Source organism: Herbiconiux sp. (genome assembly GCF_023264855.1).
In the GTDB taxonomy this organism is placed as follows: domain Bacteria; phylum Actinomycetota; class Actinomycetes; order Actinomycetales; family Microbacteriaceae; genus Herbiconiux.
In genome coordinates this window covers 1-20,462 of record NZ_JAHFUW010000050.1, presented here as the reverse complement: position 1 = coordinate 20,462, position 20,462 = coordinate 1, and the positions used below count along the sequence as shown (strand labels likewise).

The 20,462-nt window shown below is 70.6% G+C and carries 18 protein-coding genes and 1 pseudogene; 15 read left to right on the top strand and 4 right to left on the bottom strand.

Annotation, left to right across the window (positions count from 1 at the left end; all coding sequences use genetic code 11):
• The first annotated feature begins 32 nt into the window (after positions 1-32).
• Together Q0D75_RS17000 and Q0D75_RS16995 are read left to right on the top strand one after the other, a co-directional pair.
• Positions 33-614 carry a hypothetical protein gene (locus Q0D75_RS17000; RefSeq protein ID WP_291056087.1) on the top strand — a complete coding sequence of 194 codons (582 nt, stop codon included), beginning with the start codon at positions 33-35 and terminating at the stop codon, positions 612-614.
• Entirely contained in the window at positions 611-1,474 is an 864-nt protein-coding gene (locus Q0D75_RS16995) for a nucleotidyl transferase AbiEii/AbiGii toxin family protein (RefSeq protein WP_291056085.1), read from the top strand. Before Q0D75_RS17000 ends, Q0D75_RS16995 begins: the two co-directional genes overlap by 4 nt.
• 75 nt (positions 1,475-1,549) lie before the next feature.
• Here Q0D75_RS16995 and Q0D75_RS16990 read toward each other — a convergent pair whose 3' ends face one another.
• Both Q0D75_RS16990 and Q0D75_RS16985 read right to left on the bottom strand, forming a co-directional pair.
• On the bottom strand, positions 1,550-2,212 hold the full coding sequence (locus tag Q0D75_RS16990; protein WP_291056083.1) for a GntR family transcriptional regulator: 663 nt from the start codon (positions 2,210-2,212) through the stop codon (positions 1,550-1,552).
• Positions 2,213-2,343: 131 nt separating this feature from the next.
• Positions 2,344-3,840, bottom strand: a complete 1,497-nt coding sequence (locus Q0D75_RS16985; protein WP_291056081.1) for an aldehyde dehydrogenase family protein — start codon at positions 3,838-3,840, stop codon at positions 2,344-2,346.
• Positions 3,841-4,050: 210 nt separating this feature from the next.
• On the opposite strand from Q0D75_RS16985, the gene Q0D75_RS16980 reads away from it, so the two are divergent.
• The 12 genes from Q0D75_RS16980 to Q0D75_RS16925 all read left to right on the top strand — a co-directional run bounded on the left by Q0D75_RS16980 (position 4,051) and on the right by Q0D75_RS16925 (position 17,087).
• Positions 4,051-4,695: a GntR family transcriptional regulator gene (locus tag Q0D75_RS16980; RefSeq protein ID WP_291056079.1), complete on the top strand. Its 645-nt coding sequence runs from the start codon at positions 4,051-4,053 to the stop codon at positions 4,693-4,695.
• 95 nt (positions 4,696-4,790) lie between these two features.
• The gene (locus Q0D75_RS16975) at positions 4,791-5,999 is read left to right on the top strand and encodes a M20/M25/M40 family metallo-hydrolase (RefSeq protein WP_291056077.1); all 1,209 of its coding nucleotides are present in this window, start codon (positions 4,791-4,793) and stop codon (positions 5,997-5,999) included.
• A 52-nt stretch (positions 6,000-6,051) separates the two neighbouring features.
• Complete coding sequence (locus tag Q0D75_RS16970; RefSeq protein ID WP_291056075.1) at positions 6,052-7,047, top strand: LLM class flavin-dependent oxidoreductase; 996 nt, start codon at positions 6,052-6,054, stop codon at positions 7,045-7,047.
• Positions 7,044-8,069, top strand: a complete 1,026-nt coding sequence (locus Q0D75_RS16965; protein WP_291056073.1) for a hypothetical protein — start codon at positions 7,044-7,046, stop codon at positions 8,067-8,069. Before Q0D75_RS16970 ends, Q0D75_RS16965 begins: the two co-directional genes overlap by 4 nt.
• Before the next feature lie 23 nt (positions 8,070-8,092).
• On the top strand, positions 8,093-9,199 hold the full coding sequence (locus Q0D75_RS16960) for an aminotransferase class I/II-fold pyridoxal phosphate-dependent enzyme (protein WP_291056071.1): 1,107 nt from the start codon (positions 8,093-8,095) through the stop codon (positions 9,197-9,199).
• On the top strand, positions 9,196-10,626 hold the full coding sequence (locus Q0D75_RS16955; RefSeq protein WP_291056069.1) for an amidase family protein: 1,431 nt from the start codon (positions 9,196-9,198) through the stop codon (positions 10,624-10,626). Before Q0D75_RS16960 ends, Q0D75_RS16955 begins: the two co-directional genes overlap by 4 nt.
• 21 nt (positions 10,627-10,647) lie before the next feature.
• Complete coding sequence (locus Q0D75_RS16950) at positions 10,648-11,898, top strand: MFS transporter (protein WP_291056067.1); 1,251 nt, start codon at positions 10,648-10,650, stop codon at positions 11,896-11,898.
• A gap of 23 nt (positions 11,899-11,921) precedes the next feature.
• The gene (locus Q0D75_RS16945; protein WP_291056065.1) at positions 11,922-12,848 is read left to right on the top strand and encodes an LLM class F420-dependent oxidoreductase; all 927 of its coding nucleotides are present in this window, start codon (positions 11,922-11,924) and stop codon (positions 12,846-12,848) included.
• Between the two features lie 78 nt (positions 12,849-12,926).
• Positions 12,927-13,085 carry a hypothetical protein gene (locus tag Q0D75_RS16940; protein WP_291056116.1) on the top strand — a complete coding sequence of 53 codons (159 nt, stop codon included), beginning with the start codon at positions 12,927-12,929 and terminating at the stop codon, positions 13,083-13,085.
• A gap of 49 nt (positions 13,086-13,134) precedes the next feature.
• Positions 13,135-13,431, top strand: coding sequence for an antibiotic biosynthesis monooxygenase family protein (locus Q0D75_RS16935; protein WP_291056063.1), 297 nt, complete (start codon positions 13,135-13,137; stop codon positions 13,429-13,431).
• Positions 13,432-13,714: 283 nt separating this feature from the next.
• A complete protein-coding gene (locus Q0D75_RS16930; protein WP_291056061.1) occupies positions 13,715-16,108 on the top strand; it encodes a DEAD/DEAH box helicase in 2,394 nt (797 codons plus the stop codon).
• Positions 16,109-16,124: 16 nt separating this feature from the next.
• Complete coding sequence (locus Q0D75_RS16925) at positions 16,125-17,087, top strand: DMT family transporter (RefSeq protein ID WP_291056059.1); 963 nt, start codon at positions 16,125-16,127, stop codon at positions 17,085-17,087.
• Positions 17,088-17,184: 97 nt separating this feature from the next.
• On the opposite strand, the gene Q0D75_RS16920 is transcribed toward Q0D75_RS16925, so the two are convergent.
• Together Q0D75_RS16920 and Q0D75_RS16915 are read right to left on the bottom strand one after the other, a co-directional pair.
• Positions 17,185-18,000, bottom strand: a complete 816-nt coding sequence (locus Q0D75_RS16920) for an energy-coupling factor transporter transmembrane component T (RefSeq protein WP_291056058.1) — start codon at positions 17,998-18,000, stop codon at positions 17,185-17,187.
• Positions 17,997-19,712: an ATP-binding cassette domain-containing protein gene (locus tag Q0D75_RS16915; protein WP_291056056.1), complete on the bottom strand. Its 1,716-nt coding sequence runs from the start codon at positions 19,710-19,712 to the stop codon at positions 17,997-17,999. Before Q0D75_RS16915 ends, Q0D75_RS16920 begins: the two co-directional genes overlap by 4 nt.
• A gap of 221 nt (positions 19,713-19,933) precedes the next feature.
• Here Q0D75_RS16915 and Q0D75_RS16910 point away from each other — a divergent pair.
• Positions 19,934-20,462, top strand: a pseudogene (locus Q0D75_RS16910) (hypothetical protein); the annotation flags it as partial.

Genomic DNA, 20,462 nt, shown 5'->3' with positions numbered 1-20,462 from the left:
ATTTATTTCGGTTGAGTGCGGGGAGGCTGGCCATGGACGGAGCAACGCTGCCTGATGTGCTGCGGTATGGAAACGCTGCGCAGCTCGGGCTGAGCCGGCATCGACTGGACGCGCTGATCAGTGGCGGCGAGTACGAGCGGATCGCGCCCGGGGTGTTCCTTCGCGCCGGCATCACCGACGACACCACAGCGGGATGGATGGCCGCCGCCGTCAAACGGCCGACGGCGACTTTGTGTCTGCTCTCGGCCCTAAGCTTCCATGACCTGACCGATGAGATTCTGACTCGGAGCGAGATCGCAATCCCTCGGGGGGAGCACGCAGTCGATGTGCGGATTGCCCCGATCGCTTGGCATCGCTTCGACGCCGAGACCTTCGAGATCGGTCGTACCGAGCATGCGCTGCCGGGCGGCATGTCGATCGGTCTGTATTCAGCGGAGCGGACGATCATCGATCTCTTTCGTCTCCGACACAGCTGGGGGAGCGATCTCGCGATCCACGCCCTCAAGCGCTGGCTTCGCGGGCGCGGGCACAGCCCTTCGGCGCTGTCTACCATGGCGAAATCTTTTCCCAAGGCGCAACTGGCGTTGCGCACGGCTTTGGAGATTCTCCTGTGACTCCTCGCGCGCAACACGGGACACCGGACGGCGACGCGACGTTGGCGATCCAAAGGCTTGCCCGGGAAACCGGTGGCGACGTGCAGGAACTTCAGACGCTCTACGTGCTCGAAGCGCTCCTCGCACGTATCGCCGCTTCTGAACATCGAGATGACTTCGTCTTGAAAGGTGGGGTTCTCCTCGCCGCTTTCGCCGCGCGGCGACCCACGAAAGACATCGATCTTCAGGCCACCGGAATGTCGAACGATGCTGCCGAGGTCGTCGAGCGGATCCGTGTGCTCACAGCCATCCACCTGATGGACGGCGTGATGTTCGATGCCGGGAGCGTTGTGGCCTCGGCCATCCGCGATGGCGATGCGGACGAGTATGCCGGTGTACGTGTGAGGCTTGTCGGAGTGCTCGGACGCGCACGACTGACAGTCGGCATCGACGTCAACTTCGGCGATCCGATCTGGCCGGCGCCTCGGCTCATCGAGATTCCGCGCATCGTTCCACTCGGGCAGCCGTCGATCACGCTGCTCGGATACCCGCTCACGATGGTGCTCGCCGAGAAGATCGTCACGGCCGTCGACCGCGGCGAATCGAACACACGATGGCGCGACTTCGCCGATGTCTTCACGCTCATTCGAGAGCAGCCGATCGACATGGCTGACCTGCGAGCATCGATGGAGGTTGTCGCGGCCTATCGGGGAGTCGCGCTCGCTCCTCTTCTTCCGGCGCTTGCCGCGATGCCGGTGCGCGCCCAACCGAAGTGGCGAGCCTGGCGAACGCGAGTGCACCGGGAGCGCGACCTTCCGGAGCGATTCGCCGACGTGCTCGACGTCGTAGCCGCGTTTGCCGACCCCGCCCTCGCGACATGACAGTAGCTGGTGCTTTACGGCGCGACTAGCCACAAGCTGTGACAGCTCGCAGGAGGCGGGTGGTGACTAGCGGGGTCAGACGCCGAGGGCCTCGAGCTGCTGGGTCTGCACCGAGTGGAGGTGGGCGCGCAGGGCCGCGTCGGCGGCATCCGGATCGTGGGCGGCGACGGCGGCGATGATGGTGCGGTGCTCGGCGAGCGAGCGCGCGATCGAGTCGGCGGAGAGGTTCACCCGGCCCACCCGGCGCAGATGCATGCTCAGGCGCTGGTGGATCTCGTCGAGCAGGGCATTCTTCAGCTGCTCGAACAGCACCTCGTCGAACTCGTCCAGGCTGGCGGCCGCGACGGCGAGTTCGCCGCGCTCCACGGCCGACGCGGCGGAATCGACCGTGGCGGCGAGACGCTCCGCGGTCGAGGAGCCGGAGGCCGCCGCGGCTCGGCGCACGCACTCCACCTCGAGGATCTCCCGCGCCTCGAAGATCTCGGCCAGGTCGGCCGCACTGTACGACGACGCACGCGCCCCGCGGTAGGCGGCGATCTCCACCAGCCCGTCCTGCTGCAGGCGCACCAGCGCCTCGCGGATCGGCGTCTTCGAGACGCCGTACATCTCGGTGAGCGTCGCCTCCCGCAGCGGCTCGCCCGGTGCGAAGACCTGATCGATCAGCGCTTCGCGTAACCGCTCGTACACACGATCCTTGACCTGCAAGGGCGAGACGCGCTCGTCGCCGGTCAAGGACATGGCTGCTCCCGGGGTCTCGGATGGTGTGTGCACCATCCTGACACGCCCGCGGGTCGCGGATGCGCCGACACCCCCGGTGCGCCGACACCCCCGAGGCGGACGCGATGCGCCGATCCGCCGGCCGACGGCCCTCAGCTGAGGTCGATCCACACCGTCTTGGTCTGCAGGTAGGGCTCCAGCGCCTCGGCGCCCAGTTCCTTGCCGTAGCCGCTGGCCTTGAAGCCGCCGTACGGGATGGCCACATCGAACATGCCGTAGGTGTTCACCCACACCACGCCGGCGTGCAGCCCGGCCGAGATGCGGTGCGCGCGGGCCACGTCCCGGGTCCAGACTCCGGATGCCAGTCCGAACGCGGTGTCGTTGCCGAGCGCGAGCGCCTCTTCTTCGGTGTCGAAGCGGCCGACCATCCCCACCGGGCCGAAGATCTCTTTGCGCATGATGTCCATCTCGGCCGAGACGTCGGTGAACAGGGTCGGCTGCACGAAGTAGCCGTCGGTGAGACCGGATGCGGTCACCGGTGCCCCGCCCACCACGGCGGTCGCACCCTGGGCGATGCCGGAGGCGATCAGCCCGTCGACCCGGTCGCGCTGCTCGCCGCTCACTAGCGGACCCATGGTGGTGCCCGCATCGAGGCCGTTGCCCAGCTGCACGCCCGCCACACGGGCGGCGAGTCCGTCGACGAAGGCGTCGTAGAGCGAGGAGTGCACGAACACCCGGGCGCCGGCGATGCAGCACTGGCCCTGGTTGAAGTACACGGCCCCGAAGGTGCCGTCGATCGCCTTCTGCAGATCCGCATCGGCGAAGATCAGCGAGGGCGACTTGCCGCCGAGTTCGAGCGAGAGCCGCTTCATGTTGCCGCCGGAGGCCTCGAGGATCTTGCGCCCGGTCGCGTTCTCGCCGGTGAAGGTGATCTTGTCGACGTCGAGGTGCCGGGAGAGGGGAGCGCCCGCGCCCGGCCCGTCGCCCGTGACGACGTTGACGACGCCCGGCGGGAAACCGATCTCGAGCATCAGCTCGACCAGCCGCAGGGCCGAGAGCGGGGTCTGCTCGGCCGGCTTCAGCACCAGGGTGTTGCCGGCGGCCAGCGCCGGGCCCAGCTTGTAGCCGCACATCAGCAACGGGAAGTTCCACGGGATGATCGCGCCCACCACGCCCACCGGTTCCCGCCGCGTGAACACGTGGAAATTCATCCCCGACGAGGGAGCGATGGTGGAGCCCTCGATCTTCGTGGCCCAGCCGGCGTAGTACTTGAACAGCGAGCCGGCCAGCGGCACGTCCAGCACGGTCGACTCGCCCGTGGGCTTGCCGTTGTCCAGCGTCTCGAGCTGGCCGAACTCGTCGGCGCGGCGCTCGATCTCCTCGCCGAGCTTCCAGAGCAGGTTCGCGCGGTCCGCCGGGGCGAGCGCATTCCAGACGGGGAGGGCGGCCCGGGCGGCCGCGACCGCGGCGTCGACGTCGTCGGCGGTGCCGGCGGCGACCTCGGTGAGCTGAGCGCCCGTCGCCGGATCGAACACCGCGATCCGCCCGCCGTCGCCGGCGGGCCGTTGCTCGGCGCCGATGATCAGCCCGTGTTCGCGGTCGAGGAAGCTGCGCACCTCGGGGAGGACGAGGTCGCTGAGTACCGGCATGAGGGCTCCTGCTCAATAAAAGATCTGATATCTCATTTGAGCCTAGGGTCCGGATGCTGCCCCGATCAATCCTGCATCCTCGCCGTTACAAGGAATTAACGCGCCGAGGTCACCGGGATGACAGGATAGCGATGACAGAAAAGATCTCAGATCTGAAATCCATGACGTCGCTCCGCGGCGCACGACTCGAAAGCGGCCACCGTGTCCACCGTGTCCAGCACCGAATCGCTCGAGCCCGTCCAGGTGAAGGACGTCGTCTACCGGCGCCTGCGCGACCGGATCGTCGACGGCGCGTTCGCCCCGGGGGAGTCGCTGCGCGAGGTGGCGCTCTCGGCGCTGTTCGGCGTCAGCAAGACGCCCATCCGGGAGGCCCTGGTGCGCCTGGAGCGCGAGGGCCTGGTGGAGATCGCTCCTTATAGAGGAGCACGGGTGAGGGAGTACACCCCCGATGCGGTGCGCGAACTGTTCGACGCGCGCGGCGTGCTCGAGACCGAGTGCGTGCGCCGGGCGGCCGCGCGCCGCGATCCGCAGGTGCTCGAGGCGCTCGAGCGGAACGTCGCGTCGACCGAGAGCGCTCTGGATGTCGGTGATCTCGTCACCGCCTCGGCCGGATTGGACGCCTTCGACGACATCCTGTTCGGCATGCTGAAGAACCGGCTGCTCTCGGACGTGTTCGACCGCCTGAGCATCCACCTCAAGCGCATCGGCAAGCGGGGGGCGAGCGAAGAGCGCTTCCGCGAGTCCCTGGCGTTCCACCGTGCCATCACGGCGGCCATCGCGGCCGGCGATCCGGTGGCGGCGGCCTCGGCGATGCGCGAGCACATCGGCTCGGTGCAGGTGCTCCAGGCGCCGTAACAAGCTGTTTACGTGATCGACTCGCGGATGGCTTGAACGCGTTGGTCTCGCAGATAAGATCTAAGACATCAGATCTAATCAGAGAGGGGCGTCGGATGACCGACCTCGTCAAGAGCGACCAGGATGTCGCGGAAATCGTCGCCGGGCACATCGACGTCGACCGGCTGGTGCAGCTGGTGCAAGACGTCTGCCGCATCCCGAGCGTTCTCGGAGATGAGGGTCCGCTGGCCGACTTCCTCGTGCGCCTGATGGCCGAGTCGGGCTTCGAAGACGCCCGCGCCCAGCCGGTGGTGCCGGATCGGCCCAACGCCATCGGCCACCTCGACTTCGGGCCCGGCAAGACCGTCGTGCTCACCGGCCACATGGACACCAAGCCGGTGTCGCACGGCTGGACGCGCACCGAACCGTTCTCGGGCGAGATCATCGACGGCGCGATCTACGGGCACGGGATCATGGACATGAAGGCGGCTCTGGTGTGCCAGATCGTCGCGATGGAAGCGGTGCGCGCCTCGGGCCTGCCGGTGAAGGGCCGACTGGCGATGGCCGCCGTCTCCGATCACATGGGCGCCCAGCTGGGGTCGATCGCCTACTTCGACGAGTACGACGCCGACTACTGCGTGCTGGGCGAGCTGAGCGACAACGAGATCTTCCTCGGCCACCGCGGCCGCTACTACTACGACATCATCGTGCGCGGCGTCTCGGCGCACACCTGCCACAAGCCGCTGGCTGTGAACGCGAACATGCTCGCGGCGCACGCCATCATCGAGCTCGACGCCTCCAAGCTCGAACCGCAGCTGGAGGACTGGGTGTCGAGCCTGTTCGGCAGCGAGACGTTCATGGCTCCGGGCCGCGTCTACGGCGGTCTGCCGCCCGGAGGCCCCTCGATGATCCCCGACGAGTGCGTCATCCGGGTCGATTGCCGGCCGCAGCCGGGCGTCACCCTCGAGGAGGTGCGCGAGGAGATCGAGCGCTGCCTGGTGAAGGCCAAGGAGCGCGAGCCCCGCTTCGAAGCGGATGTCGTGCTCGCCGACGTGAAGCCGGGCTATCTGGCCCGGCCCGAGGCCGAGGTCACCGAGCTGATGATCCGCGCGGTGCGGTCGGTGCGCGACGGCGCCGAGCCCGAGCTGCAGGTGGCCGGCTGGCTGGGCGACACCGCGAGCTTCGGTGACCGCATCCCCACCATCATCTTCGGACCGGGTGGCGAGCCGGTGTACTGCCCCGACGAGCACCTCTCGATCGAGGACATCGTCGAGGCCACCAAGGTGTACGCCGCCTTCGCGGCCTACGCTCTGCTCGAAGACTGACCCACCAGACCCCGGCCGGGCGCGCGCTCGTGCCGGGAGGAATGAGTTCTCCATGCGCTCAGGCGTCGCCCTCCAGCCGGCCTACGATCCCGACACCTTCGGCGATATCGTGCAGAAGTCGGAGGAGTGGGGGCTCGACGAGCTCTGGCTCACCGACTCGTCGCTGCACTCCCGCTACTCCTACTCGTACCTCACGATCGCCGCGCTCCGAACGACGCGGATGACGCTGGGCACCGCGGTCACCAACCCGGTCACGCGGCATCCGGCCCTCGGCGCGGTCGCCATCTCGACCATCGACGAGATCTCGAAGGGGCGCGCCATCTACGGGATCGGCGCGGGCGACCGCCCGCTGGAGGCACTGGGCTACAAGCCGGCCCGGCTCGCCCTGCTGGAGGACTCGATCGAGGCAGCCCGCCGGCTCTGGACGGGCGAGAGCGTGAGCTGGCAGGCGCGCGGCTTCGAGCTCGACGACGCGCACATGCGCTTTCCCCCGGAGCGGCCCGACATCCCGGTCTACATCTCGGCCTCGGGGCCGAAGACGCTCGAACTCGCCGGACGCGTGGCGGACGGCGTCATCCTGCTCGCCGGCCTCCATCCCGACGGGTTGCGCTACGCGCTCGAGCACATCGACCGCGGGGTCGACATGGCCGGCCGCTCCGAGCGCCCGCAGATCTCGGTGTTCGCCTACGGCCAGATCAGCGACGACGAGGAGGCCGCGCTCGCCTCGGCCCGCACGATCGCGGCCTGGTTCCCGCAGACGGCGCCGATGTACTGCGAGCTGGCCGGCCTGTCGAAAGACCTGATCGAGAAAGTGCGCGCGCTCTACGCGGGCGGCGAGTTCCAGGAGGCCGAGGAGGCCGCCAAGCTGCTGCCCGACGAGTTCGTGTACCGGATGGCGCTGGCCGGCGGGGAGGCGACGGTGCGCGAGCACATCGCCACCCTCGAGGGGCTCGGCATCGACTCGATGACGGTGTTCCCGATCGGCGGAACCGTCGAGAGCCGCTTTTCCACCATCCAGGCTTACGCCGACATCGTGAGCCAGCCGTGACTGTGCCGGATGCGCCCGGCCGCGACGCGGCCGGCCTGGCCCTCCTCCCCGAGGCGACCGTGGCGCGCGTGCTCGACACCTGCCTCGGAGTCGTCGCGGGCGAGCGGGTGGTGCTGCTGCGCGACGGCGGGACGGATGCGACCGTGGTCGCCGCGCTCGCGGCCGGGCTCGTCGAGCGGCGCGCGGTGCCGGTCGTGGTGGAGGTGCCGACCTTCGTGGTGCCGGGCACCGAGCCGCCGGCCTCGGTGGCCGAGGCGCTGCTGGCGGCCGACGCCGGCATCGAGCTCACCAGCGTGTTCATCGGTTCGAGCCGGGCCCGGCAGAACGCCACCGCGGCGGGACGCCGCTATCTCGCCATGCCCGCGGTCGAGGCCGGCACCTTCCGCCTCGGCGGCCCGCTCGACGTCGACTTCGACGCCCTGGTCGACACGACCATGACGCTCGCCCGTGCCTGGGAGGCGGCATCCGACTACCGCATCACCACGCCGGCCGGCACCGATCTGCGGGGTTCCGTGACGGGCCGCAAGGGCCGCGCGCTCACCGGGGTGGCCCGCAACCCCGGCGACTACATGGCGCCTCCGGATGTCGAGTCCGGCACCGCGCCGGTCGAGGGCAGCTCACACGGTGTGGTGGTGATCGACGGCGACTTCCTGTTCATGGGCAAGGGCCCGGTCTCCTCGCCCGTGACGCTGGAGATCCGCGACGGCGAGCTGGTCGGGCTGGACAGCGCCGCCTTCCGCGGTACCGAGGGGGAGCGACTCGCCGAGATGATCGCCCGCGTCGCCGATCCGCGGATGTCCAACCTCGCCGAGGTGGCCGTCGGCCTCAACCCCAACGGCTCCGTCTGCGGCGTGCCGATGGAGACCGAGTCCACCAAGGGCAGCGCCCACATCGCCTTCGGCAACTCGATCGCCTACGGCGGAACGGTGAACGCCCCCGCCCACCTCGACTGCGTCATGCGCGACGCCACCGTCTACCTCGACGGCGTCCCGCGCATCGTGGCCGGCGAACTCGTGAACTGATCGACCAGAGAACAGGAAACACCATGACAGGCCAGACCAAGAGCTCTGGAGCACCCTCGTTCGAGGCGCTGTTGGATCGCGACGACATCGTCTGGATGGGGCAGAACACCACACACCTCGCGCCGGCCTCCGAGGTCGTCGCGGCGCTCGAGGAGAGCACAGCGAAGCACGAGTTCAACGTCTACGCCCCGGCCGGCGGCTTCCAGGAGCTGCGCGAGCGGATCGTGGACGACCTGCGCGGGCCCGGCTCCGAGCTGCCTCTGGACGCCTGGATCACCGACGGCGCCGTCGGCGGCCTGCATCACATCTGCACCACGCTCGCCCCGCGGCTCTCGCAGATCATCGTCAGCGACCCGGGCTGGCCGTGGCCCGCGCGATTCGTCTCGCTCGCCGGCGTGCCCATCCGAGTGCTCCCGGTGTACGACGAGCCGACCCATCTGATGCAGGCGGCGCAGATCGCCGAGGTCATCCGGCCCCAGTCGCTGATCTACCTGATCGACCCGCTCAATCCGCTCGGCTCGAGCTACACCCGGGACGAGCTGCAGGCCATCGTCGACCTCGCCCGCGAGACCGGCTCGACCATCATCCACGACTGCACCTACCGGCACTTCGCCGACGGGCACTCGCTCGCCGCCGAGCTCTACCCGGAGGGCACCTTCAGCACCTACAGCTTCTCGAAGTGGCTGGGGCTCGCGGGCTTGCGGGTGGGGGCCATCGTGGCCGAGCCCTCGCTGCTCGCCTCGATCACCGAGATTCCCGCCAACCCGCTCGGTGCGAGCATCCAGGGGCAGCGGGCGGCGCTCGCCGGGTTGCGGGTGAAGGGGCCGTGGCTGGCGAACCTGCGCGCGGTCAACCGCGCGAACCTGCAGCGGGTGGAGCAGATCGTGACCGACAGCGGCCTCGGTACGGTCATCGTGTCGCCGTCGCAGGGCAACTTCCTCGCGGTCGCCCTCGGCGACTCCCCGTGGACGGCGGACGCGCTCTGCGAGTCGATGCTCGAGGACGGCATCTTCATCCGACCCGGAACGTACCAGTCGCCCCTGTTCGGCGACCGCTTCGTGAAGATCTCCACCTCGGTTCCGCCCGAATGGATCGAACGATTCGGCGCGGCCTGGCGGGCGCGCGCATGACCGCCTTCACGTCGCTCGGCCTGGACGAGTACCAGTCCTCGAGCGCGATCTCGCTGGGCCGGAGGGTCGCCACGGGGGAGCTGTCACCGGTTCAGCTGGCCGAGTGCGCGCTCGAGATCGCCGTGCGCGAGGAGCCGCGCATCAACGCCTACGCCGCCCTGATGCCCGACCGGGCCGCCGCCTGGGCCGCCGAGCGCGAACGCGAGGCCGCGGAAGGGCGCATCCGGGGCCCGCTGCACGGCGTGCCGATCGCCTCGAAGGACAACCTCTACATCGTCGGCGAGCCGGCCGGCAAGGGATCGCTGACCAGCCCGGACACCCCGGCCCAGACGGCCTCGCCGATGGTCGATCGGCTGCAGGATGCCGGCGCCGTCATCATCGGCCGCACCACCACGCCGGAGTTCGGCTGGAAGGGCACCGGCATCTCGCCGCGCACCGGCATCAGCCGCAATCCGTGGGATGCCTCGCGCACGACGGGCGGCTCCAGCGCGGGATCCGGTGCCACCGTCGGTTCCGGCGCGGTACCCGTCGCCACGGGAACGGATGCGGGCGGCTCGGTGCGCATCCCGGCCGCCTTCTGCGGGGTGGTGGGGTTCAAGCCCACGCTCGGCGCGATCCCGGTGTGGCCGGGAACCGTCAACGAGAACCTCTCGCACGCCGGGGTGCTGGCGCGCCAGGTGGAAGACGCCGAGGCGGTCTTCCGGCTCAGCCGCGGGCCGGATCCGCGCGATCCGCAGTCCTTCTTCTCGACGCCGGTCGCGCCGGTCGCCGGGGTCGACGGGCGGGCGCTGCGGGTCGGCGTCATCCGGGAGCCGTTCGGCATCGCGCCGAGCGACGAGGTCTCCTCGGTCACGGAGGAGGCCTTCCGTCTGCTCGAGGGCTCGGGCATCGCCGAGTTCGGCGAGGCCGCGATGCCGGCTCCGCTGCCGCGCGACGTCTTCGAGGCGCTCTGGGTCACCGGGCGCGGCTTCGGCTTCGAAGACCTCATCCGCGAGCACGGCGACCGGATGGATCCCGGACTCGCGCGCCTGGCCGGCCTCGCCGAGCACTACTCGCTGCGGGAGTTCCTGGCGGCGCTCGGCCGCCGTCGCGCGTTCAACGCCGCCGCGTTCGCCGTGTTCGACGACTGGGACCTGCTGCTCATGCCCACGATGCCGATCACGGCGTTCGAGGCCGAGCGGGAGGTGCCGCAGGGCGGCGAGGCGGGGGCACCGCTGCCCTGGATCACCTGGACGCCGTACACCTACCCCTTCAACATCAGCGGACAGCCGGCCATCACCATCCCGACCCACCTACGGCCGGGCACGCTGCCGGTCGGACTGCAGATCGTCGGCCCCTGGGCGCACGACCTCGAGGTGCTCGGCTTCGCCGCCCGGGCGGAGGCGGTGCTCGACCCCACCCACGCGTCGAGGGTCGCGGCGCCGTAGCGGCGTAGAATCGAGGGCATCATGAGCCGCCCCCGTACCCGCCGATTCGGGGCGACGGGCTTCCCGTGGCCGCTCGTGGTGGGCATCGTGTTCATCGGCTTCATCCTGCGCGGGCCGATCATCGCGGTGGCGCCGATCACCGGCGAGATCAGCTCCGACCTGTCGATGAGCGCCGCGCAGGCGGGCCTGCTCACCAGTCTGCCGGTGCTCTGCTTCGCGCTGATGACGCCGTTCGCCTCGCTGTTCGTGGGCAAGGCGGGCGCGAACTTCGCCACCACGATCGCCATCCTGGGCGTCGGGATCGGCTCGATCGTGCGCTCGGCCGGCGGGGTGGAGGCGACCTTCGCCGGAACGATCATCATGGGCGCGTTCATCACCATCGGCAACGTGGTGATCCCGGTGATCATCCGCCGCGACGTGCCGACCGAGCGCGTCGGTATCGTGACGGGGTCGTACACCGCGGCCATGAACGTGAGTTCGATGATCACCTCCATCGCCACGGTTCCGCTGGCGGTGGCCTTCGGATGGCGCGGTGCCCTGCTGGCCTGGACCGGGTTCGTGGTGCTCGCGGTGGCCGCCTGGCTGGTGGCGGTCGGGCCTCGCCGGGCCTTCCGCTGGGGCCCGCTCAAGCCCGCGATCGAGACGGGCGCCTTCGACACGGTGGCCATCGACACCCGGGGCATCCCGATCGCCGCCCCCGAGCCGCGCACCTGGACGAACCTGTCCGCCGTCTTCCTCGCACTGGCCTTCGCCGGGCAGGCCTTCTCGTACTACGGGCTCACCGCGTGGTTCCCCACCATCCTCGAGCAGGAGCTGGGCTACTCGGCCGCCTCGGCGGGGTCGAGCTCGTCGATCTTCCAGATCGCGGCGGTGATCGGGGCGCTCGGCGTGCCGCTGCTGGCCAAGCGGATCGGCATCCCGCGCACCTTCGCGATCGTGGCGGTGCTCTGGATCTGCTTCCCGCTCGGCATGATCCTGGCCCCGCAGAGCTGGCTGCTCTGGGGCTTCCTCGGCGGCGTCGCCCAGGGCGGCGGCATCACGATCGTGTTCATGCTGGTCGTGCAGCTCGCCCTCTCGGGCACCCACGCCCGCCGCCTCTCGGCGATGGTGCAGGGCTCGGGCTACGCCCTCGGCGCCACGGCCCCCACCCTCATCGGCGCGGTGCACGACGCCACCGGCGCCTGGACCCTCCCGCTCGTCGTGGTGCTGATCGCCACCCTCGTCTTCACCTCGGCCGGCCTGGCGGGTGCCCTCCGAGCCACCCGCCGGTGAAAGAGGTCGATTAGGCTCGGGGTGTGGACTTCAGAATCTTCACCGAACCCCAGCAAGGCGCCAGCTACGACGAGCTGCTCGCGGTGGCCAAGGCCACCGAAGAGCTCGGGTTCGACGCGTTCTTCCGCTCCGACCACTACCTGCGGATGGGCGACGGCGACCCCGGGGCCGGCCCCACGGATGCCTGGACGACGCTCGCCGGCCTCGCCCGCGAGACCTCGCGCATCCGCCTCGGCACCCTCGTCTCCTCGGTCACCTACCGCTACCCGGGCGTGCTCGCGATCCAGGTCGCGCAGGTCGACCAGATGTCCGGCGGCCGGGTCGAACTCGGCCTCGGCACCGGATGGTTCGAGCAGGAGCATCTGGCGTACGGCATCCCGTTCCCGGCCAAGCGCTTCGGCCTGCTCGAAGAGCAGCTCGAGATCGTCACGAGCCTGTGGGCCACCGAGCCGGGCGACACCTACTCCTTCGCCGGTGAGCATTACACACTGACGGATTCGCCCGCGCTGCCCAAGCCCGTGCAGTCGCCGCTGCCGGTCATCGTCGGGGGCAAGGGCGCCGCACGCACGCCGCGCCTGGCCGCCCGTTTCGCCACCGAGTTCAACGTGCCGTTCCCCGACGCCGGAACCCTCCCCGGCCTGTTCGACAACGTGCGCCGCGCCTGCGAGGACTTCGGCCGCGACCCCGACGACATGGTCTACTCGGCTGCGCTGATCGCGGTGGCCGGGGCCGACGAGGCGGAATTCGCGCGCCGTGCGGCGGCCGTGGGGCGCGAGCCCGCCGAGCTGCGCACGAACGGACTGGCCGGCACGGCATCCGAGATCGTCGACAAGCTCGGAGCGCTGCGCGAGCAGGGCATGGAACGGGTCTACCTGCAGATCCTCGACCTGACCGACCTCGATCACCTCGACTTCATCGCCCGCGAGGTCGTGCCCCAGCTCGCCGAGTAGGCCGCCGGGCCCGTCGTGCCGGCTGCGGCATCCGGATGCCCCGTGCCGGTTTGCGCAGGCAGGCGTAGGGTCGGGCTCATGATCGGTTTCGTCATCGCCCTGCTCGTCATCTGGATCGTGCTCGCCGTGCTCGGCTTCGCCATCAAGGGCCTGCTCTGGCTGGCCATCCTGGCCCTGATCCTGTTCGTCGCCACCGCGGTCTTCGGGTACATCCGCCGCTCGTCGAAGAAGGTCTGACCACTCTCGGGCTGTCGGGCCCGGATGCCACGGGAATAGTGTGGACGGCATGACCGTCATCTCCATTCTCGAATTCACCGTCAAGGCCGAAGCGCTGGAAGGCGCAGCGGCCGTCGTCCACGATGTCCTCACGGCGACGCGCTCTCGCGAGGGCTCGCTCGGCATCGAGGTGACGGTCGACGTCGACGACCCGGCCCACTACCTCGTGGTGGAGCGCTGGGACTCGATCGAGTCGGACGACGCCTACCGCGCGTGGCGGGCATCCCCCGGAGGCAAGAGCGCACTCGGCGACATCCTCGCCGGGCCTCCCACGCTCACCCGGGCACTCCTCACCGACACGCTCTGAACCGACACTCCCTGGGGCCGTGGTCGACAGGACCGTCCGGACGGGCTCTCGACAGCGGGTCGTCCCGCGTGTAGTGTGGATCGGTCGGCTCTGGACACCGCGAGTTGCATCGCGGATGGGTTTGTAAGTCTGGTGGGCCGGTTTCCCAGTCAGTGCATGGATGCGCTGGTCACTGGTGAATGTCGCGTACGACACGGCCCCCGCTACTCCCGGGGATCTAGTTAGCACTTTCGATGCATTCGGCATCGTGGTGTGCGCATTTCGAGATAACCCGGAAAGAATCATGCCCAAATCCAACAAGTCGGGTGGCTTCAAGGCCGCCAAGAACTACGAGCCCCGTACCCCCGCCGGCAAGGGCGGCCCCAAGGCCGGCAGCCGCAGCCCGGGGCACCGCGGCTACAAGGCCGTCGACGAGAGTGCCCCGCGCAAGCAGCGCTGGAACTCGGACGACCGCGCGACTCGCGGCTCGGCTCCTTCGGGCCGTGGCGAGCGCCCGTCGTACGGCGACCGCCCCGAGCGCAGCGACCGCCCGTCCTACGGCGACCGCAGCGCGCGCCCTGCCACCGGCGACCGCAACGAGCGGTCGTCGTACGGTGACCGCGGCGGGCGCCCCTCTTACAACGACCGGCCCGCGCGCGATGGCGGCGAGCGTGGCGGCTACAACCGTGGCGAGCGTTCCGAGCGGCCCGCCTACAACCGTGGCGAGCGTTCTGAGCGGCCTTCCTACGGCGACCGCAGCGAGCGTCCCTCGTACGGCGACCGCCCGGCGCGCGACGGCTACCAGCGCCCGAGCCGTGAGAACGGCTTCAACAAGTCCGGAACCGGCACCGGCCGTTCCGAGCGTCCGGCGTACGACCGCGGCGACCGCCCGTCTTACGGCGACCGCACCGAGCGTCCTTCGTACGGCGACCGCACCGACCGCTCCTCCTACGACCGCAACGACCGCGCCCCGCAGCGCACCGATCGCCAGAAGTGGAACGACGCCCGCAACGAAGAGCGTCGCGCCGAGATCGCAGCCGAGCGTGCCGCGAACCGCGCCACCGGTGGCAAGCCGCCTCGCGTCGACGACCGCGGCTACAACCGCAGCGCCCGCCCCAAGGCCGACTTCCAGCCCGGTGAGCGCGCCGACCGTCCGGCCCGTACCTACGACGACCGCCCGAAGCGCAGCTTCGACCGCGACGACCGTCCGGCCCGATCCTTCGACGACCGCCCCAAGCGCTCGTACGACCGCGACGACCGTGTTCCTCGCAGCGGCGGCTCCGACCGCACCGAGCGCCCCGCCCGTTCGTTCGACGACCGTCCGAAGCGCAGCTTCGACCGCGACGACCGCGCCCCCCGCGCCGGCGGCTTCGACCGCAACGACCGCCCGCAGCGCAACGACCGTGCCGAGCGCGGCAGCGACTTCTACCCGAACCGCGACGCCAAGCCGGCGCACTTCGGTGACGACGACGTCGTGCTCGAGCGCCTCGAGGCGCAGGCCACCCTCGCGGTCGACGTCGAGGGCGCGACGTTCGCGAGCCTCGGCCTCGGCGGCAACATCGTGCGCGTGCTCGGCGAGCTCGGCGCGGAAAGCCCCTTCCCGATCCAGTCGGCCACCATCCCCGAGGTGCTGAACGGCCGCGACGTGCTCGGCCGCGGCCGCACCGGCTCCGGCAAGACCATCGCCTTCGGCGCCCCCCTGGTGGAGCGCCTGATGGAGAACGGCGGCGGCGCCAACCGCAAGCCGGGCCGCAAGCCCCGCGCGCTCATCCTGGCCCCCACCCGCGAGCTGGCACTGCAGATCGACCGCACCGTGCAGCCGATCGCGCGCGCCGTCGGCCTCTTCACCACCCAGATCTACGGCGGCGTGCCCCAGGCCCGCCAGGTGGGCGCCCTGCAGCGCGGTGTCGACATCATCATCGGCACCCCCGGCCGCATCGAAGACCTGATCGAGCAGCGTCGTCTCGACCTCAGTGAGGTCACCATCACGGTGCTCGACGAGGCCGACCACATGTGCGACCTGGGTTTCCTCGAGCCGGTGCAGCGCATCCTGCGTCACACCAAGGACGGCGGCCAGAAGCTGCTGTTCTCGGCCACCCTGGACAAGGGCGTGGCGAACCTGGTCGAGGAGTTCCTGGTGAACCCGAGCGTGCACGAGGTCGCCGGTGAAGACCAGGCCTCCTCCACGATCGACCACCGCGTGCTGATCGTCGAGAGCCGCGACAAGAGCGACATCATCAAGCAGCTCGCCGATCGCGAGGGCAAGACGCTCATCTTCGCCCGCACCCGCGCCTACGCCGAGATGCTCGCCGAGCAGCTCGAAGACGCCGGGTTCCCCGCCACCAGCCTGCACGGCGACCTCAACCAGTCGCGCCGCACGCGCAACCTGCAGCAGCTCACCAGCGGCCGGGTCAACGTGCTGGTGGCGACGGATGTCGCAGCCCGCGGCATCCACGTCGACGACATCGACCTGGTCATCCAGGCCGACGCGCCGGACGAGTACAAGACCTACCTGCACCGCGCCGGCCGCACCGGCCGCGCCGGTAAGCAGGGAACGGTCGTCACGCTCATCCCGCGCAGCCGTGGGCGCCGGATGCAGGAACTGCTCGGCCGCGCCGAGATCGACGCCGAGATGGTGACCGTCGCCCCGGGCGACTCGCTGATCGGCGACATCGCGGCCGACCGCGCCGCGCAGTAAGGCCCCGCACCGCACCGTGAGCATCGCTCCACCGCCGTACGCCGGCCGTCTGCCCCTCTGGGCGGCGGTCGGCGTCGCCGTCTTCTGCGGCATCCTGATGGCGACCCAGTCGCGCATCAACGGCGAACTCGGGCACCGGATGGGCGACGGCTTCACCGCCGCCGCGATGAGCTTCAGTATCGGCTTGGTGATCGTCGCAGTGATCACGGTGCTGATGCCCACGGCCCGCCGGGGCGTCGGCACGGCCTTCGCCGAGGTGCGCCGTGGCGCTCTGCCGACCTGGATGCTGTTCGCCGGCTTCGGCGGCGCGATCTTCGTGCTCTCGCAGGGTCTGGCCTCCGCCGTGATCGGCGTCTCGTTGTTCACGGTCGCCTTCATCGGCGGGCAGACGGTCAGCGGCCTCATCGTCGACCGCGTGGGCATCGGCCCGGGCGGCCGCCGCTACCTCACCGTGCGGCGCGTGCTCGGCGCATCCATCGCCCTGGCGGTCGTGATCTGGTCGGTGCTGACGCACCTCGACCCCGACATCCCGAGCTGGATGCTCGTGCTGCCGCTGATCGCGGGCGCCGCCGTGGCCGTGCAGCAGGCGGCGAACGGCCGGGTGGCCGGGGCGAGCGGATCGGCCGTCACGTCCACCCTCTTCAACTTCATCGCGGGGTCGGTGGTGCTCATCGCCATCGCCCTCGTGCACGCGGCCCTGGCCGGCGGGTTCCCGGATGCGCTGCCGCCCGAGTGGTGGCTCTACCTCGGCGGCCCGATCGGCGTGACCTTCATCTTCGGCTTGGCGACCGCCGTGCGCACCACCGGCGTGCTGCTGCTCGGCCTCTGCTCGGTGGCCGGCCAGCTCGGCGGCTCGATCGCGGTCGACCTGATCGCCCCCGGCACCGGCCACGGCGTCGACGCCACCACCCCCATCGCCGCGGCCCTCATCGTGCTGGCCGTTCTCGTGGTCTCCCTCCCGCGCCGCGCCCGCCTCTAGTGCCCTGTCGGCGGTCCGTTCGGTCGCAAAAATGCGTGTTTTCGCTGCGGTTTGCACGCTTTTTTGCGACCAAACGCGGGGATCGGTGACGCGCGGGTCAGTGGGGGAGCAGGGCCGCAGCGGCGTAGAGGGCGGCGGTGGCGAGCCAGAAGGCGAGCGTGAAGGTGCAGTCGCGGGCACGGAAGGGCACGAGGTGCCGCTCGGTGCGGGTGGGGTGCGCGCCGAAGGCACGGGAGTCCATCGCGAGCGCCACGCGCTCGGCATGGCGGATGCCACTCGCCAGCAGCGGCACGACGTACCCGAGGTGTCTGCGGACGGCGGGGAGCGGGCCCCGGCCCGCCGCCATGCCGCGCACACGGTGTGCCTGGCGGATGACGTCGAGCTCGTACCCGAACCGCGGCACGAAGCGGTACGCGGCGAGGGCCGTGTAGCCGAGCCGGTACGGCACGTGCAGCTGCTGCACGAGCGCCCGCACGAGGTCGGGACCGGTCGACGTGAGCCCGGCGAGCAACGACAGGAGCACGATGGCGGCGAGCCGCAGCGCGGTCGTGGCGCCGACCGCGAGGGCCGCGGTGGTGAACCTGTAGTCGCCGACGGCGAACAGGATGCCGCTGCCCGTCGCATCCGGAGCCGCATCGGCCCACAGCCCGAAGCTGAACGACAGCAGCGCCGTGACGAGGGGGAGCAGCACGAACAGGCCGAGCAGCGCGCGGCCCGAGAGGTGGGCGCCCACGACCAGCAGCAGCAGGGCGAGCACGGCGAGGGCGGCGCAGACGGCGGGATCGCGCGTGAACACGAGCGCGATCATGGCGGGCAGGGGCCCGGCGATCTTGGCCAGCGGGTTCAGGCGGTGCAGAAAGCGCAGGGCACCCCGATCGGGGGCGTCGGCGTAGGGGTCGAGGCGCGCGGTCATCGTTCGGGCCCCAGATCGCTCAGGCGGCTGAGGCAGTGCCAGGCGGGGTCGGCGGTGGCGCGCAGGGCGCGCACGAGCGGGGGTGCGAGCAGGCCCGCCTCCTCAAGGGCTCCGGATGCCAGCACGGCGCCGGTCTCGTCGTGGGTGCGCACCCGCCCCTCCTGCATCGCGACCACGTGCGAGGCGTAGTCGGCCACGAGCTGCAGATCGTGGGTCACCACCACGACGGTGCGGCCCTCGTCGTTCAGCTGCTTCAGGATGTCGAGCAGGTGGGCGGCACGCTCGCGGTCCTGGCCGAAGGTGGGTTCGTCGAGCGCGAGAACCGGGGCGCCCGCGATCAACGCCGTGCCCACCGAGAGCCGTCGCTTCTGGCCACCGGACAAGAGGAACGGATGCTCGCCACGCTGCGCCTCGAGGCCGAAGCGGTCGAGCATCCGGTCGACCCGTTCGTCGATGGCGGCGCGATCGAGGTGCTGCAGCTGGAGCCCGTGGGCGAGCTCCTCGGCCACGGTGCCCCGGATGAACTGGTGCTCGGGGTTCTGGAACACGAACCCGACCGTGCGCGCCAGGGTGCGGGCATCGGCGCGTGTCGGGTCGAGGCCCAGCACGTCGACCGTGCCTCGCGGGGGCAGGGAGACGCCCGCGATCGCCTGCAGCAGCGTGGTCTTGCCGGCGCCGTTCGTGCCGACGATCGCCGTGAACGAGCCGGCCGGCAGGTCGAGGTCGATGCCGTGCAGCACCTCGGTGCGAGCGGCGCCGCGGCCCTTGCTCACGCGCAGCCCACGCACGCGCACGGCGATGGCGGGGTGGTGTCCGGGAGCGCGGTGCACGGCCGACGCGTCCGGCACGATCGGCCTGAGCCCGTTCAGCACCGCGGTCAGCTCGCCCGGCGAGAGCGGGAGCACCGGCACCTCGTGCCCGGCGGCGCGCAGGCGCAGCCCGGCGAGCGTGGCCGTGGGCAGCCACACTCCCATCCGCATCAGGGCATCGACCTGCCCGCGCAGCACGGCATCCGGAGTCCCGTCGAAGGCCAGACGCCCCAACCCATCGATCACCACGACCCGGTCGACGAGCGCGATCGCCGCGTCGAGGTTGTGCTCGATCAGCACGATCGCGTGCCCGCCTTCGCGCACGAGTTCGCCGAGCACGGCGTAGACCTCCTCGATCCCCGCGGGGTCGAGGTTCGCCGTCGGCTCGTCGAGCACGATCAGCGGCGAGCGAAGAGCGAGCGCGCAGGCGATCGCGAGGCGTTGCCGGCCGCCGCCGGACAGCCGGTCGGGGTTCTCCGACCGCCGCTCCCAGAGGCCCACCCGCCGAAGCGCGGCCTCGGCGCGCGCGAGCACCTCCGCCACCGGAAGCAGCAGGTTCTCGGGCCCGAAGCAGACCTCGTCCAGAAGCGTGCCGGTGACGATCTGCGCATCCGGGTCTTGGAACACCATCGACACCTGCGCGCTGAGCTCCGCCACGGTCGTCTCAGTGCTCCGGATGCCGGCGACCTCCACCGTGCCCTCCAGCTCGGCCGGAACCGCGTGCGGAACGAGGCCGTTCAGCGCGAGCGCGAGCGTCGACTTGCCGCTGCCCGAGGGGCCGAGCAGCAGCACCACCTCGCCCGGAGCCACCTCGAACGAGACGTCGTCGGGCGTGTGGCGCGCGTTGCCCTCATGCCGGACGCGGGCGTGCGTCACCCGTAGCAGCGGCGAGGTGGAGGGCATGCGGCCTTTCGGGAACGGCGGCCGGAACGGTGTGCACACCAGCTTAGGCAACCCTTCCTTCGCGCGTCTTCCGCGGGGCCGGAAAGAGACCTGCGGAGGGGGATTTGTCTCCTGCTCTGGGTTTTTTCAGGGTCTCTCCGTTAGTCTCGAAGAGCCCACGATCGTGGAGCCGCCGTTCACGGTGCGCCCCACACACGAGTGAAACCCGAAAGTCTGCACGTTTGACAAGCCCTGATTCGCGCTCCGACGGTACGCCGTCGTTCGAGGCGAACCACGGCGCAGACACCTCTCAGCCCCTGAGCCGGCGGCAGTTGCGCGAACTCCGCGAGCAGCGTGCGACTCAGGATGCCGCGGCCGAGGCCGCAGCGCCGGCCCCCCTCACCCGGCGGCAGCTGCGCGAACTCGAGCAGCTCGAGAACGCCCGCGGCCGGGAGCTGGCCGCGCAGGAGATCGCCGAGCTCGAGGTCGCCGACTTCGGATCGGGACCGCTCGAGCCGCCCATCGAACTGACCCTCGAGCCCGTGCTGCTCGCGGCTCCCGACGAGCCGGTCGCGCCTGCTGAGACGGATGCCTCTTCCGACGGGATCGCCCGCGCGGCTGTCGTGCCGGCGGATGCCACGTCGGCTGCTCCCCGTGAAGCACCGGCCGTCGAGCCCACCACGGGATCCATCGAGATCGCCTTCACCCCCGCCGACGTGCCCCTGCACATCGCCCCCTCGCGTCGCCGCGCCCGCGAACTCGCCGACGAGC